At 31.9% G+C, this 14,669-nt stretch carries 12 protein-coding genes, 2 tRNA genes and 1 other RNA gene; 11 read left to right on the top strand and 4 right to left on the bottom strand.

Features of this window, described 5'->3' with window-relative positions; translation table 11 throughout:
- Nucleotides 1-67: 67 nt before the first annotated feature.
- A complete protein-coding gene (locus B3040_RS18935; protein WP_291576740.1) occupies nt 68-1,087 on the bottom strand; it encodes a YeiH family protein in 1,020 nt (339 codons plus the stop codon).
- Between the two features lie 350 nt (nt 1,088-1,437).
- Here B3040_RS18935 and B3040_RS18930 point away from each other — a divergent pair, with 350 nt between their 5' ends.
- Together B3040_RS18930 and B3040_RS18925 are read left to right on the top strand one after the other, a co-directional pair.
- On the top strand, nt 1,438-2,331 hold the full coding sequence (locus B3040_RS18930; RefSeq protein WP_291576738.1) for a LysR family transcriptional regulator: 894 nt from the start codon (nt 1,438-1,440) through the stop codon (nt 2,329-2,331).
- A gap of 146 nt (nt 2,332-2,477) precedes the next feature.
- A complete protein-coding gene (locus B3040_RS18925) occupies nt 2,478-4,676 on the top strand; it encodes a methyl-accepting chemotaxis protein (RefSeq protein ID WP_291576736.1) in 2,199 nt (732 codons plus the stop codon).
- 14 nt (nt 4,677-4,690) lie between these two features.
- Here B3040_RS18925 and B3040_RS18920 read toward each other — a convergent pair whose 3' ends face one another.
- The 3 genes from B3040_RS18920 to B3040_RS18910 all read right to left on the bottom strand — a co-directional run bounded on the left by B3040_RS18920 (nt 4,691) and on the right by B3040_RS18910 (nt 8,747).
- The gene (locus B3040_RS18920; RefSeq protein WP_291576734.1) at nt 4,691-5,578 is read right to left on the bottom strand and encodes a phosphatidylserine decarboxylase; all 888 of its coding nucleotides are present in this window, start codon (nt 5,576-5,578) and stop codon (nt 4,691-4,693) included.
- Nucleotides 5,579-5,763: 185 nt separating this feature from the next.
- Nucleotides 5,764-7,164 carry an alanine/glycine:cation symporter family protein gene (locus B3040_RS18915; RefSeq protein WP_291576731.1) on the bottom strand — a complete coding sequence of 467 codons (1,401 nt, stop codon included), beginning with the start codon at nt 7,162-7,164 and terminating at the stop codon, nt 5,764-5,766.
- Between the two features lie 194 nt (nt 7,165-7,358).
- Complete coding sequence (locus B3040_RS18910; protein ID WP_291576730.1) at nt 7,359-8,747, bottom strand: pyruvate carboxylase subunit B; 1,389 nt, start codon at nt 8,745-8,747, stop codon at nt 7,359-7,361.
- Nucleotides 8,748-8,994: 247 nt separating this feature from the next.
- Here B3040_RS18910 and B3040_RS18905 point away from each other — a divergent pair.
- The 9 genes from B3040_RS18905 (at nt 8,995) to recR (ending at nt 14,650) form a co-directional block, all read left to right on the top strand.
- Nucleotides 8,995-9,071: transfer RNA gene (locus B3040_RS18905), tRNA-Arg, on the top strand.
- 155 nt (nt 9,072-9,226) lie between these two features.
- Nucleotides 9,227-9,670 (top strand): tRNA adenosine(34) deaminase TadA, encoded by a 444-nt coding sequence (gene tadA / locus B3040_RS18900; protein WP_291576728.1) that lies wholly within the window; start codon nt 9,227-9,229, stop codon nt 9,668-9,670.
- Nucleotides 9,671-9,898, top strand: coding sequence for a (2Fe-2S)-binding protein (locus B3040_RS18895; protein ID WP_291576726.1), 228 nt, complete (start codon nt 9,671-9,673; stop codon nt 9,896-9,898). It abuts the gene before it with no gap.
- A 159-nt stretch (nt 9,899-10,057) separates the two neighbouring features.
- Complete coding sequence (gene lgt / locus B3040_RS18890) at nt 10,058-10,828, top strand: prolipoprotein diacylglyceryl transferase (protein ID WP_291576724.1); 771 nt, start codon at nt 10,058-10,060, stop codon at nt 10,826-10,828.
- Between the two features lie 382 nt (nt 10,829-11,210).
- Nucleotides 11,211-11,300, top strand: a tRNA-Ser gene (locus B3040_RS18885).
- A 2-nt stretch (nt 11,301-11,302) separates the two neighbouring features.
- Nucleotides 11,303-11,568, top strand: an RNA gene (gene ffs, locus B3040_RS18880) — signal recognition particle sRNA large type.
- Between the two features lie 244 nt (nt 11,569-11,812).
- The gene (gene dnaX, locus B3040_RS18875) at nt 11,813-13,447 is read left to right on the top strand and encodes a DNA polymerase III subunit gamma/tau (RefSeq protein WP_291576722.1); all 1,635 of its coding nucleotides are present in this window, start codon (nt 11,813-11,815) and stop codon (nt 13,445-13,447) included.
- Nucleotides 13,448-13,539: 92 nt separating this feature from the next.
- Complete coding sequence (locus B3040_RS18870) at nt 13,540-13,878, top strand: YbaB/EbfC family nucleoid-associated protein (RefSeq protein WP_291576720.1); 339 nt, start codon at nt 13,540-13,542, stop codon at nt 13,876-13,878.
- A 175-nt stretch (nt 13,879-14,053) separates the two neighbouring features.
- Nucleotides 14,054-14,650, top strand: a complete 597-nt coding sequence (gene recR / locus B3040_RS18865; RefSeq protein WP_291576718.1) for a recombination mediator RecR — start codon at nt 14,054-14,056, stop codon at nt 14,648-14,650.
- Nucleotides 14,651-14,669: the final 19 nt, after the last annotated feature.

Raw genomic sequence — 14,669 nt, 5'->3', positions numbered from 1 at the left:
CTAATTAAAAAAATCCCTATACTTTAAGCTAGGGATTTTTAAATTATATTCATATCTAATATAAAAGTTAAATTAATACTGTGATTAGTATTAGTGCAGAGATAACTTGAAAGGCGGAAATGGATAATCCATAAAGGGATGTTTTTAAACCTTCCTTCATAAGATCTGAAAAGTTAACTCTCATTCCAATACCAGCAAGAGCTATTACTTCAAAGTTGTTACTAATTGTCTTAAAGATTTTTGATATTTCCGCTGGAATAATACTTAAACTAAATAAAAAACACATTATAAAAAATCCTGTAACATACCAAGGAATTTTAACTTTAATTTTCTTATTTTTAGCTTGGGATTTATTAGCGCTTTCTACAGAGTGGTTTTTAAAAGCTGAAAGACCTAAAACTACAAATACTAAAAATATAACTCTAACTATTTTAAAGATAGTAGCTAAGTCTTTAACTCTCTCATTAACTAAAGCTCCACTAGCTACAACTTGTCCTACTGACTGAAGCACTCCCCCAATTAAAGCAGAAGTTTTTAAGGTTTCTAAAGAGAACAAAGCATAACATATAAGTGGTAAAAGTAGCATTAAAATTGTACCTACTAAGTTTACTATAGTAATAGCAATCCCCTTATCTTTGTCACTAGCACCTATAGCTGGGGCAGTGGATGCTATGGCAGAAGAACCACATACTGCATTACCACTAGCCATTAAAAGTCCAAAGTCCTGGGAAAAGCCAAATTTCTTGCCAAGATATATAGCTACAAATATTGTTATTGCCATTTGAATTACAATATAACTTAAACCTGAAACTCCTAAGTTTAAAATTGTTTTTATGCTTAAGGTCCCTCCAAGAAGAACAATAGAATAAGAAAGTAAAGTACTTTCACAAAATTTCGTACCCTTTCCATAAATCTTGTTTTTCCCAATAGTGTTTCCAATGAGTATACCAATTAATATTGAAAGAGTTGCACCGCCTATCATAGGGATGTAACTTCCTATAAATTTACTTGTATAAGCAATTATAATGCACATAATTAATCCAGGGAACATTTCAATAAAATCATGTTTTAATTTTGATAGCGTCATATGTCTATTCCTCCTATAAACTTTTGCAATAAGATTTTATCCATGTGATTAAATCTTGGGGACAATATATCCATATAGAATTATAACAATTAAAGTAATATATTAAAAATATATTATTTTAATTGTTATAATTAAAATAATTAATGATTTAAGAGGTTAAATTAAAGTTAAGGCTGAATTTAAGTTATAAAAAAGGCCTTAAAGCTCTAAAGCTACTAATTAGATGTAGTTTGTGTGAAATAATTAGTAAGTATTTTAATAGAGAACTCTTGTTATAATTTTAAAATAAAAAGGATGATAAAAATAGTAATAAAGTTTATAGTTTTTACAGAATAGAAAGGAGCTAGAAAATGATTGAAGAACTCAAGACCTTTATAGCAGTAGTTGAGTATAAAAATTTTACTAAGGCAGCAGAGGCAATAAAACTATCTCAGCCTAGTGTAAGTTTACATATTAAACATCTTGAAGAGTATTTTGGAATTAGGCTTATTGAAAGATCAATTAAGCAAAAGAAAATAGAAATAACCAGTGGAGGATATTTACTTTATAAGAGGGCTGGAGAAATAATTCATATTTTAGAGGAAACTAAAAATGAACTGACAAACTATGAGGAAACTGTTAGTGGAACTTTACGTATAGGGGCAAGCTTTACTATAGGGGAATATATACTTCCAGCCTTCCTTGGTAAGTTTTCTAAGGAGTATCCATATTTAAATTTAGAAGTTAAAATTGCAAATACCGCTTCAGTTTGTGAAATGATTAAGAATAAGGAATTAGATATAGGCCTTATTGAGGGGGTGGTACCTTCATCTAAATTTCAGTATGAGGATTTTTTAAAGGATGAAATGGTTCTTGCTGTGTATAATAGGCATCCCTTAGTGGGAAAATCTTTAACCATAGAAAGTCTTCAAAACCAGACTTGGATTAGTAGAGAAGATGGTTCAGGTACACAGGAGTATTTAATGGTGTTTTTATCTGGAAATAATATTATTCCCAAAAATATTGTAGTGTTTGGAAGTAATTATGCGGTAAAAGAGGCTGTAGAAAATGAACTAGGAATAACAGTTATTTCTTCTCATGTAACAAAGAAAGATGTTAAAAATGGAGAAATTTCAGTAGTACCTTTAGGGGAAAAATACACAAGACATTTTTCGTATATACTGCCTATTGATACTACTCCTTCAAAAGCAGTAAGAGTATTTATAGAAAAAATAAAAGAACTAAAAAAGCCAGTATTAAAATAAAAATTCAATATAACTATTTAAATATATAAAATATTAAGCATATTCACATATTTTAGTTAATTTATTATATATTTCTGCAAAATATGGTATTATTATATTAGGTAAGACAAATTAATATATACTATATGCTTTAAGGGGGACATGTGATGGGGATGAAGTTTAAGTGGAAACCTAAAGAAATGCTTTCAAAGCTAAAACTCTTTTTTTCTAAAAGAAGTGGGACAAAACCTGAGAAGAAAAAGAGAGAGAAAAAGAGTTACGGTAAAATATTTAAGAGCAATAAGCTACAAATTGAAGGGATTTCGATAAAATACAAATTACTTTTCAATATAACAGCATTGCTTATTTGTGCTATGTTAATAACAAGCACTATAATGTACATAAGCTCATCAGTTACAATCTTCAATCAGAGTAAAGAAGAGATGAAATCACTAATTACTAGATCCATAGAAACTATATCAGTTATGATAGAAAAAGAAGTTAGTGAAGCTTATGCCCTTGCTAATACAAAAGAGAGTAGTGAGATATTAAAGAATAATGAAAGTAAGGATGCTAATGTACTTAGTAGTAATATAGGTCTTATAAACATAAATAATAAGTTTTTTAGGGAATATTTAGCTGCTAATGCTCATGTTGATAGAATATCTTTAATTGATATAACTGGTAAGATAATTTCTGATAGTGAAGAATCTTTAATTGGAAGCAGTGTAAATGACACTGAATATCATGCTACTAGCTCTAGTGGAGGAAATAGTATAAGTGACACTCTTAAATCTGTAGATGGGAAAAAAAGTGTAGTGGTATTTACATACCCTGTACTTAATAAGGAAGCTCATGGAAAATGTGTTGGCTATGTAGCACTTCATGTTTATTCAAATAGTTTTTCAAAGTATTTAAATAAAGTTAAGGTAAATAATACAGAATCTAGCTTTGCATACTTAGTAGATGAAGCAGGAAGCGTTATTTATCATCCATCTAGTGAAAAGATAGGGCAAAAGGTGGATTCAAAGGAAATTGAGGAAGTTATAGGTAAAGTAATGAAAGGCAGTAAGGTGGAAACCTCTGCTATAGAATATAAATATGAGAATAAAAAGATTTTATCTGCCTATGGAGTAACCCCTAAAACAAACTGGTTACTTGTTGTTAATGCAGATAGAGATGAAATAAGAAAACCTGTACAAGCTATGACTAGAGTGATTTTTATTGTAGCAATTCTAGTAATAATAGGAGCTGTATTAATAACTTTAGTGATGGCAAATATTATTGTTAAACCGATTATAGGGGTAACATATCTTGTTAATAAAACTTCAGAGCTTGACTTAAGTAATGACGATCTAAAAAATACAGTGAAGTCAAAGGATGAGATAGGATTAATATGGAAGTCAATTATAAATATGAGAACAGCTCTAAGAGAGGTAGTTAATGAGTTAACGGATGCTGGTGAAACCTTAACTAAGAATGCAAATTTAGTTGAAGAATCTGCAGAGATTTTAAAGTATGAAGCAGATGAGACTCTTTTAGAAACTGAAAACATATCCTCAGGAATACAGCAAACAGCAGCTACTGCTGAGGAGATTTCAGCATCTTCTGATGATATGTTAAACAGGGTTAATAAAATTTCTGAGGGAGCATCCTCTGGTTATGATATTACTGAGGAAATTCTAAGTAAAGCCCAAGATATTAAAGAAACATCATTAGTATCAAAGGAAAAAACAGAAGAAGTATATAGTCAAGTTAAAACTGAACTAGAAAATGCAATTAACGGTTCCAAAGAAGTTAACCAAATTCATAAACTTGCTAATTCAATTTTAGAAATTACAGAGCAAACCAATCTTTTAGCCTTAAATGCAGCCATAGAAGCAGCAAGGGCTGGAGATGCTGGAAGGGGTTTTGCCGTGGTTGCTGATGAGGTAAGAAAGCTAGCAGAGCAGTCAGGAAAAACAGCCTCAGACATCCAGCACGTAGTTAGAGTAGTTCACAATTCAGTGGAGAATCTAGCTGCTGGTTCAGAAAAGATGATTAAGTTTATGGAGATTAATGTTGGAAACGACTATGAAAGAAATATTAAAGTTGGTGAGCAATATTCTAATGATGCTGGTGAGTTCAATAAGTTTATGACTGAATTTAATGAAGAGGCAAGAGCTCTAACTTCAAATATTAGTGATATTGTAAGGGCTATAGAGGAAGTTTCAACAACTGTAAGTGAGGGTGCTTTAGGAGTTTCCAATGTATCTAATAAAACTAATGACATAGTTAAAAAGATTGATGAAATTAAAATTACTGCTGTAGAAAATAAAAACAGTGCAGAAAAGATTAACAATATTACATCTAAATTTAAATTATAAAAATAGGAGTGAAGCTAAGCCTTCACTCCTATTTTTTCTCCAAATCTTACTAGAGATTCCATACCATTTCGACTATTTGAAAGTAAATCTTTATCCAATTTCACCATATTTTCTTTAAGAAAAAGTATTACAGTAGAGCCACCAAATTTAAAGTATCCCTTTTCTTCACCTTTCTGTATACGCGCATTAGGATTATAGGTCTGAATAATAGATCCTACAAAGGTAGCACCAACTTCTAAGTAGATTACATCATCAAAGTTCTCACTATGAAGTATGCTATATTCTCTTTTATTTTCTGAAAACACTCTATTTACATTTTCTAGGGCTACAGGATTAACAGAGTAATAATGACCTGAAATAGATTTACCTGGGGAACAAGTTCCATTATCTATAAAGTGAAATCTATGATAGTCTGTTGGACATAACCTAAAGATCAAGCAATATCCATTCTTATATTCCTTAGCAAGTTTTTCATCTTTTAATAAATCTTTTACACTATAAGTAAAGCCTTTAACTTTAAAAGTAGTATCTTCATTAATTTTATCTATAGCTGTGAGTTTACCATCACAGGGAGAAATTAAAGTATTAGCATCCATTGCTATTTCTCTAAAATCAGGTTTTAGCTTTCTGTGAAAAAAATCATTAAAACTATTATAATCATCAGCATGTCTTTCATACTCACTCATATCCATGCCAAATTCTTCAATAAAAGGCTTAATTCTTTTTTTACTTAAGAAGCTATCGCAGTACTTACCATAAAGAAAGGTTAAAAATTTCCGTTTAAATATAATTTCTAAAAAGGACTTTCCTAAGGCATTAGTATAAAGATAGTTAATAAACTTTCCCGCAGCTACTTTTTCTATTTCATAACGCTTTTCTTTTCTATTATAAAATTTAATCATTTTACCAACTCCAACATAGTAGTATTTATATTCTACTTGTTTAAAAATATAATATCAACATTTATATTATAGCCAAATCAATAAATAAACACACCAACTATGAAGCTATTTACTATTTTTCTGTATAAAACTAGATTATCATCAATAAAAAACACCCTAGCCTAAACTAGGGTGTTTTTATATAATTATAAATTTATATTTTTATCCTTTTTTGAAGTCTTAAAGAGTTCATATTCATTCATTATGGATATTACCACGGGGCTAAGAGCAAGAAGTGCTACTAAGTTAGGGAATACCATAAATCCATTGAACATATCAGCAAGTTCCCATACTAAGTTAACCTTTAATGTAGAGCCTACAACTATAAATAATAATACTAATATTCTATATGGAGTTAGACCCTTCTTACCAAACATATACTTTATATTCAGCTCTCCAAAGAAGTACCATCCAACAATTGTAGAGAAGGCAAAGAATAATAAACAAATTGCTATGAAGGTGTGACCAAAGCCACCAAGCCCTCTAGCAAAGGCTTCTTGAGTTAATTGGATACCTTGTAATGCTTTACCTGAACCATCAGTAGCACTTAATGCTCCTGTAGTTATTATAACAAAAGCAGTTAGGTTTAAAATTACAAATGTATCAATAAATACGCTTATTATAGCTACGACACCTTGCTCACCAGGATGTTTAACCTTAGCTACTGCATGAGCATGAGGCGTTGAACCCATACCAGCTTCGTTAGAAAATAATCCTCTTGCAACCCCATATCGTACAGCTTGTTTTATTGTAACCCCTACAACACCACCAACTACAGCACTCGGATTGAAGGCACCAACTACTATAGAAGTTAAGGCAGGAATAAATTCTCCTATGTTCATAACTAAAATTCCTAAAGAAAACACAATATAAAATCCAGCCATTATAGGAACTAATTTTTCAGTAACTGATGCAATTCTGCCCATTCCACCGATAAATATAAAACCTGCAAGAATAGCAACAATGATTCCAACTACTATAGGATTCATTCCGAAAGCAGTGTTAAAGGCATCAGCAATAGAGTTTGCTTGCACCATGTTACCCATGAAGCCAAGAGCTAATACACAAGAAATAGAAAAGAATCCAGCTAAAAATTTACCGAGTGATTTATTTTTAAGTCCATTACTAATATAATAGGCCGGTCCCCCAGTAACCTCTCCATCAACCTTAGTTTTAAACTTTTGAGATAATACAGCTTCGGAATAAACAGTGGCCATTCCAAAGAAAGCACTGACCCACATCCAAAATATTGCACCGGGTCCACCAAGAGCAATAGCAGTAGCTGCTCCAGCTAAGTTACCAGTTCCAACTTGTGCAGCAATAGCAGTTGTAAGTGATTGGAAGGATGACATTCCATCTTCATCTGCCTTTTTCCCCTTTAAAGTAATACCACCAAAAACGCTTTTGAAGCTTTCTCCAAACTTTCTAATTTGTATAAACCTAGTTTTAAAAGTAAAGTAAATACCAGTTCCACAAAGTAAGAATAGTAGAACGGAGCTCCAAAGCACTGAGTTAATGCTTTCAACAATTGATAATAATGAGTCCATGATAAATCCCCCTTATTGATTAAACTTGTTCTCAAAACTAGTTTAGCACACAATTTTGAAAATTTAAACAAGTTTGATAAAAAATTCACTAAATATACAGAAAATTTCATAAGGCGACATTATTAAGGAGGTTTATTATTGATAAATATAAAAAAGTTAGCAAGTATTAACTCGCTAACTTTTTATTAAGATTATTATATTACTTCACTATTTGTAATTTTTCGCATATCATCATTAGATGGGTTTTCGCTTCTTTTTTTGAAAAACTCTTCAGCAATTTGAGGGAATGCAAGATAAGAAAGTACATCTTCTTCTCTTGTAGTCACATCTTTTAGCATTTCTTTTGTTTTTTCAAAGGCTGGCTCCAAAGTATCGGCAAATCTTCCTGTAATAGGCTCTTCATTTCCAAGGGCTTTTTTAAGCACATCTTCATTGATTTTACCAGGAGCAGTTCCATATTCACCTTTGCAGTAAGCTTTAACCTCTTTTAATACCATTTTATATCTTTCACCAGTTAAAATATTAACAGTTGCTTGAGTTCCTACCATTTGACTCATTGGAGTTACAAGTGGTGGATATCCTAAATCTTCTCTAACTTTTGGAACTTCAGCAAGCACTGCATCAAGCTTATCTATAGAGTTTTGAGCTTTAAGTTGAGAAATCATGTTAGATAACATACCACCAGGAATTTGGTTAGTTAAACCTTCAGGTTGAGGAGTTAAAACTTTAGGATCGAGAAGACCTGAAGCTAAAACATCATTTCTTATAGGTTTAAAGAAGTCATTTATATAAGTTAATTTCTCAATATTTAAGTTTGTATCATATCCTGCAGAAGTTAATGCTTGGTGAAGAGTTTCTGTTGGTGGCTGAGAAGTACCACTAGAAAATGAAGATATTGCACAATCTATACCATCAACACCAGCTTCAGCAGCTTTAAAGTAAGACATTTCAGCAAGACCATTTGTACTATGTGAATGTAAGAATACAGGTATTTTAACAGTTTCTTTTATGCTCTTAACTAAGTCATGTGCTATATTTGGCATTATAAGACCTGCCATGTCTTTAATACATATTGAGTGAGCGCCCATATTTTCAAGTCGCTTAGCTAAATGAGTATAGTTATTTACATCATGAATAGGACTCACGGTATAAACTATAGTTCCTTGAGCATGTGCACCTTGTTTTATTGTTTCATCCATGGCAACTTCAATATTTTTAAAGTCATTTAAGGCGTCAAATATTCTTATTATGTCCATTCCGTAGTATACAGTCATTTTTATGAACTCTCTTACTACGTCATCAGGATAATGTTTGTAACCTAATATGTTCTGACCCCTTAATAGCATTTGAAGAGGAGTTTTCTTTACTACATTTTTAATGTTTTTTAATCTATTCCATGGATCCTCATTTAGGTATCTTAGGCAAGAGTCGAAAGTTGCGCCTCCCCAACATTCCAATGAATAATATCCTGCATCATCTAATTCCTTAAGTATAGGAGCAAACTCCTCATAAGGAAGCCTAGTTGCAATAAGAGATTGATTAGCATCTCTTAGAACCGTCTCAGTTATATGAATTTTTTTCATTAAAATCACCTCTAAATAAAATGTACATAGTGTAATATTTTAGTTAATCATTAATATTTTAACATAAAGCTTTATAAAAATCTGCAACAAATCATTTATTTTTCTGAAAAATTATCCATTCCATATTAGGTTATCCTAAAAAATAGCTTAAAATTCATGAATTATTTTAATTTAAATTATAAAATTTTAATACGAAGATATGTTGACATTTTAAACCAGTTGTTATTATAATATAATTATAATTCATGCGCCCGTAGCTCAGTAGGATAGAGCATCCCCCTCCTAAGGGGAAGGCCGGAGGTTCGACTCCTCTCGTGCGCACCAAACTTAGTAAGGCTTTGCTTTGCTAAGTTTTTTTATTATATAGAATAACCTTGAGGAAATATTTCATCTAAATTTCAAGTATATATAGATGAATAGGTTATTTGAGGTTTAATTTTACTATAAATAGGTATAATAAAATTTATTAAGGAGTTTTTATGGAAAATTTACATATGAAGATTGCTATTGAGGAAGCGAAAAAGGCCTTAGAAAAAGCTGAGGTTCCAGTGGGAGCGGTAATAGTAAAGAATGATAAGGTAATATCCGTAGCACATAACTTAAAGGAAGAGACTAAGGACCCTACTAACCATGCTGAAATTATAGCAATTAGGAAGGCTAGTGAAGTATTAGGCAGATGGAGGCTCAATGATTGTAGCATGTATGTAACCTTAGAACCCTGCGCCATGTGTGCGGGAGCAATTATACAAAGTAGAATAAAAACCCTTTATATTGGAACTTTTGATCCAAGGGCAGGAGCTTGTGGGTCTGTATTTAACATAACTCAAGACCATAGATTAAATCATTGGGTTAATGTAAAGTGGTTATATGATGAGGAATGTAGCAATTTATTACAACAGTTTTTTATTGAAAGGAGAAAATAAATGGAGAATAATTTAAATGAAGAAATACTAGATAAACTTACAAAGGTATGCATATGCAAGGGAATTCCTAGATCAACTATTAAGAAAGCAATAGCAAATGGAGCTAAAACTGTAGAGGAAGTCAATAGGGTTACAGGTAGTGGTAGTGGTGGATGTAAGGGTAGAAGATGTTCAGTAAAAATAGCAGAACTTATAAAACAATATAATGAAGCAAATGAAATAGAATAAACTTAGAGTTCAAATTGGCTTTACAGTTTATTAAAGCTAAAGTTTATATAGCATTAATAAACTTTAGAGGAATCTAATTAAAATAATGAAAGTAAAATTTTAAATTTGATTTCTTATATGGTAAAATATAAGAAAAAAATACAAAGGGGGATGAGCAATATGGATCCAGTGGCAATAAGATTATTTGGAATAGATATTATGTGGTATGGAGTAATAATATCTACAGGGATAATAATTGCATTATTATTAACGGAATATACCTGTAAGTTAAGAGATATAAAGTATGATGATGTATTAACAATTTTTTTAATTACATTTCCACTTGCTGTTATAGGTGCTAGGCTTTATTATGTAATATTTGAGTTTAATAATTACTATAAAGACAACTTAGGAGATATATTTAATATAAGGCAGGGAGGACTTGCAATACATGGAGCAATAATTACTACGGTATTAGTTGTGTATTTGTACGCTAAAAAGAAAGGAATGAACTTTTTAGCTTTACTCGATGTAGCAGCTCCATCTTTAATAATTGCTCAATCTCTAGGTCGTTGGGGTAACTTCTTTAACCAAGAAGCTCACGGTGGACCAGTATCTAAAGAATTTATAAGCATGTTTCCAGAGTTTATTCAAAAAGGAATGTTTATAGACGGTACCTATTATCACCCTACCTTCCTATATGAATCCATTTGGAATTTAGGGGTATTTTTAGTACTGTTTTACTTAATTTATAAAGTGAGAAAAAGAGGGGTTGTAGCTTTATCTTATTTAGGATTATATTCCCTAGGAAGGTTTTTTATAGAAGGGCTTAGGACTGATAGTCTTATGGTAGGACCAATTAGAACGGCTCAGTTGATTAGTATTTTAGGGATAGTAATATGTATAGTAGGATTATTTATGATTTATAAAGGTAGAAAAGAGTCTTTATAAAAAAATAATATGATTTAAAGGAGTACGGGAAAATGTTTGTTTTCAGTACTCTTTATTTATTTGTTTGCCATAAAGTAAAACACAAAATTAATAGAATAGCTAAAGAGATATTCTATGTAACAAAGAGCTACTGACATTGAAACCATCTTAATTAGCAATAGAATAATAACTATTTTAAAGTTGGTTTATGTGATTTTTGTTATAACTTATATATAATTAACATATAATAAAATTATCTCAAATGTGGAACATATTTTACAATATTAGAAAAAATTAATATACAAGATTTAAAGTTTTTTACTTGCAACATATGAGTAACAATAGTATAATCATGTTACACAGTGGTAAGTTAAACAATCACTGATGGAACTTAATATAACATGGAGAGATGTCCGAGTGGTTTAAGGAGCACGCCTGGAACGCGTGTGTAGGGGTAACTCTACCGAGGGTTCGAATCCCTCTTTCTCCGCCATGTCGTACTAGATGGGGAGTTAGCGGTGCCCTGTAACCTGCAATCCGCTACAGCAGGGTTGAATCCCTCGCCTAGGTTTTAGCTTGTGTGGTCTGACCCATATAAGTGGTGTTGAGAACTGGGTCCCACGCAATGGAAATTCATGAACCTCGTCAGGTCCGGAAGGAAGCAGCGATAAGTGAACACTTCCATGTGCCGTGGATTAATCTGGTTTGAGCTAACTGTATGGGTAACGCACATAGGCTAATTATCGAAGCGAGGTGTACGACTTAAATAAGATATTCAAGATGCTTTTGTGGCATCTTTTTTGTTTTATATTGAAATAAATTAAGGGTATAATTAGCTACATAGGAATTAAATTTTAAAATTTATCTATGTACATTTTTCTTCATTCTATTAGATTTTTGAGAAGTCTATATGAAGTTTATAAATATTAAAGATAAATAATATAATTCACAGATATTAACAAAGGATATATAATAGAGTTAACATAGAAAAAGAGGTGAGGCACTGTGGCATATACAGCTTTATATAGAGAGTGGAGACCTAAAGACTTCAATGACGTAGTAGGGCAAGAACACATTACTACAACCCTAAAAAATGCAATAAAAACTGATAGAATAGCTCATGCATACTTATTATGTGGTACTAGGGGAACTGGTAAGACCTCTACGGCTAAAATTCTTTCAAAGGCAGTAAATTGCCTTGATTTACAGGATGGAGAACCTTGTAATCAGTGTGAGATGTGTAAGAAAATTAATAGTGGAACAGCTATAGATGTTACTGAACTTGATGCTGCTTCCCATAACAGCGTAGATAATATAAGAGATATAATTGAAGATGTACAGTATCCTCCACAGGAAGCAAAATTTAAGGTTTTTATCATAGATGAGGTCCATATGTTATCTGTAGGAGCAGTAAATGCATTTTTAAAAACCTTAGAAGAACCACCAAGTAAAGTTATTTTTATTTTAGCAACTACGGACCCTCAAAAACTTCCAATCACCATATTATCAAGATGTCAGAGATTTGATTTTAAAAGAATAAAGGGTGAAGATATCTTTGGTAGACTTAGAACCATAGTAAGCGACTTAGGGGTATATGCTGATGATAAAAGCCTAAAGCTAATTTCAAGAATTTGTGATGGAGCAATGAGAGATGCGCTTTCTGTACTAGATCAGGTAATCTCTATGAGTGGTGGGAAAGTTGAATATGACAACTTAATTCAAATGCTAGGGCTTATGACCAATGAAGGATTAATTAAGGTTATGGATTCAATCATAGCTAAGGATACAGAAAGAGCTATAAGAAGTATAAATGATATAGTTTATAGTGGAAAAGATATTAATATTTTTATTAAGGATTTAACAGCTCACATGAGAAATCTTCTTATGGCGAAAGTTAGTGATAATCCAGAGGAAGTTTTAGATATGTCTAGTGAAAATATAGAACTTCTAAAGGAACAAGCTAAGCAAGTTAGAGTTGAAGAATTAATGAGGTATATCAATATTCTTCAAGAGGCTGAGGAGAATGCTAAGTTCACGAAACAAGGCAGGATATACTTAGAACTTGCCATAATTAAAATGTGTAAGATAGAATATGATACTTCTATTGAGACTATTTTAGGTAGAATAAATAAATTAGAGGAAAGTATAAGAAGTGGAGCAATTGCAGTTACTGTAAGTGAAGCATCAGAAATTAAAAACTCCATAAAAGAGGTGAAAAAGGCCTATACTGTTCCAGAAAGAAAAGTTGAGGAAAGCTCTTCTGAAGTTCGTGAATTTCAAGAAAATAGTGAGTGTAGTTTGACTACTGAAGAAGTAAGAAAATCCTTTAAGGACATACAAGGTCTTTTAAAGGCTAGAAAAAATATGGTATTAGCAACAGCTCTTATGATGGGGGAAGTAGTATCCTGTGATAATGGAGTTATAACTATCGGCTTTGAAAAAGACTATAGCTTTCACAAGAATAGATTAGAGAAAGATGAAAGTAGAAAGGTAATGGATAATATCTTCTCGGAGGTATTAAAGCAGAGAGTTAAGGTAATATATACAATGGAGGGTGAGTATAAGGTTGCGGAGAAATCAAAGGAAGAAATTTTACTCGAAACCTTCCCATCAGAATTAATAGAAGTTCTTGATGAATAAAATTTATATATAAAATTATAAAACTGGTTACATTATTTGATATTATTATATATACTAATATAATGAGATTATATTTTTAAGGAGGCACTATTATGGCAAAAGGCGGATTCCCAGGAATGGGCGGAAATATGAATAATTTAATAAAGCAAGCACAAAAATTCCAAAAAGAAATGGAAGAAATGCAAAAGAATCTTGAGACTAAGACTTTTGAAGCTTCAGTTGGTGGAGGAGCAGTTACTGTAGTTGTTAATGGAAAAAAACAATTAACAGACATAACTATAAAACCAGAAGTTGTAGATGCTGATGATGTTGAGATGCTTCAAGACTTAGTTTTAGCAGCTGTAAATGAGGCTTTAAAGAAAGCTGAAGAAGATACAAATAATGCAATGGGTAAATTAACTGGTGGAATGAACATGCCAGGATTATTTTAACAACACTTTGGAGGCTTCAAGTCAATAAGCTTCTATAATTGATAGTTGCTTAGTTTAGGAAAATTGCTTTAGTAGCAGTTTAAATCTGCTTCCAAAGCAGCTCTACAAAATGAACTTGTTCATTAGTTAATAATTAGTCTTCTAAACAAAAGAGGACCTTTTAGAGGTGAATACTTTGGATTTTTATCCTATAGCCATAGAAAAACTAATTGAAGAATTTGCAAAGCTTCCAGGTATAGGGGGGAAGACGGCTCAAAGGCTGACCCTTCATGTATTAAATCTTCCTAGGGAAGAAGTAGAGGATTTTGCAAATGCACTTATTAAAGCAAGGGGAACTATTAAGTATTGCTCCATATGTGGAAACTTTACAGACAAAGATCCTTGCTCCATATGCTCTAATCCAAATAGGGATAGAAGCACCATTTGTGTTGTGGAACAGCCAAAAGACATTATGACCATGGAAAAGGTTAGAGAGTTTAATGGCCTATATCATGTACTTCATGGTACTATATCGCCTATGAGTGGCAGAGGCCCAGAGGACATAAAGTTAAAAGAGTTAATAACTCGTATAAATGGTGAGCCAAAGGAAATTATAGTTGCAACTAACCCTAATATTGAGGGTGAGGCAACAGCAATGTATATATCTAAAATTTTAAAACCTTTTGGAATTAAAGTTACAAGAATTGCTCATGGAGTACCAGTAGGTGGAGATTTAGAATATGCAGACGAAGTAACCTTATCTAAGGCTCTAGAAGGAAGAAAAGAAATATAAGGGGCTGTCGCTTTAGCAG

Source organism: Clostridium sp. UBA4548 (assembly GCF_002387895.1).
Taxonomy (GTDB): Bacteria; Bacillota; Clostridia; order Clostridiales; family Clostridiaceae; genus Clostridium_J.
This window is presented reverse-complemented; position numbering and strand designations above follow the sequence as displayed.

What these genes read in the sequence shown, in the direction of transcription:
- B3040_RS18915 (WP_291576731.1), bottom strand. Translation starts at nt 7,164, where the DNA reads ATGGACTCATTATTATCAATTGTTGAAAGCATTAACTCAGTGCTTTGG.
- B3040_RS18870 (WP_291576720.1), top strand. Translation starts at nt 13,540, where the DNA reads ATGGCAAAAGGCGGATTCCCAGGAATGGGCGGAAATATGAATAATTTA.
- lgt (WP_291576724.1), top strand. Translation starts at nt 10,058, where the DNA reads ATGGATCCAGTGGCAATAAGATTATTTGGAATAGATATTATGTGGTAT.
- B3040_RS18930 (WP_291576738.1), top strand. Translation starts at nt 1,438, where the DNA reads ATGATTGAAGAACTCAAGACCTTTATAGCAGTAGTTGAGTATAAAAAT.
- B3040_RS18925 (WP_291576736.1), top strand. Translation starts at nt 2,478, where the DNA reads ATGGGGATGAAGTTTAAGTGGAAACCTAAAGAAATGCTTTCAAAGCTA.
- B3040_RS18895 (WP_291576726.1), top strand. Translation starts at nt 9,671, where the DNA reads ATGGAGAATAATTTAAATGAAGAAATACTAGATAAACTTACAAAGGTA.
- B3040_RS18910 (WP_291576730.1), bottom strand. Translation starts at nt 8,747, where the DNA reads ATGAAAAAAATTCATATAACTGAGACGGTTCTAAGAGATGCTAATCAA.
- B3040_RS18920 (WP_291576734.1), bottom strand. Translation starts at nt 5,578, where the DNA reads ATGATTAAATTTTATAATAGAAAAGAAAAGCGTTATGAAATAGAAAAA.
- tadA (WP_291576728.1), top strand. Translation starts at nt 9,227, where the DNA reads ATGGAAAATTTACATATGAAGATTGCTATTGAGGAAGCGAAAAAGGCC.
- B3040_RS18935 (WP_291576740.1), bottom strand. Translation starts at nt 1,087, where the DNA reads ATGACGCTATCAAAATTAAAACATGATTTTATTGAAATGTTCCCTGGA.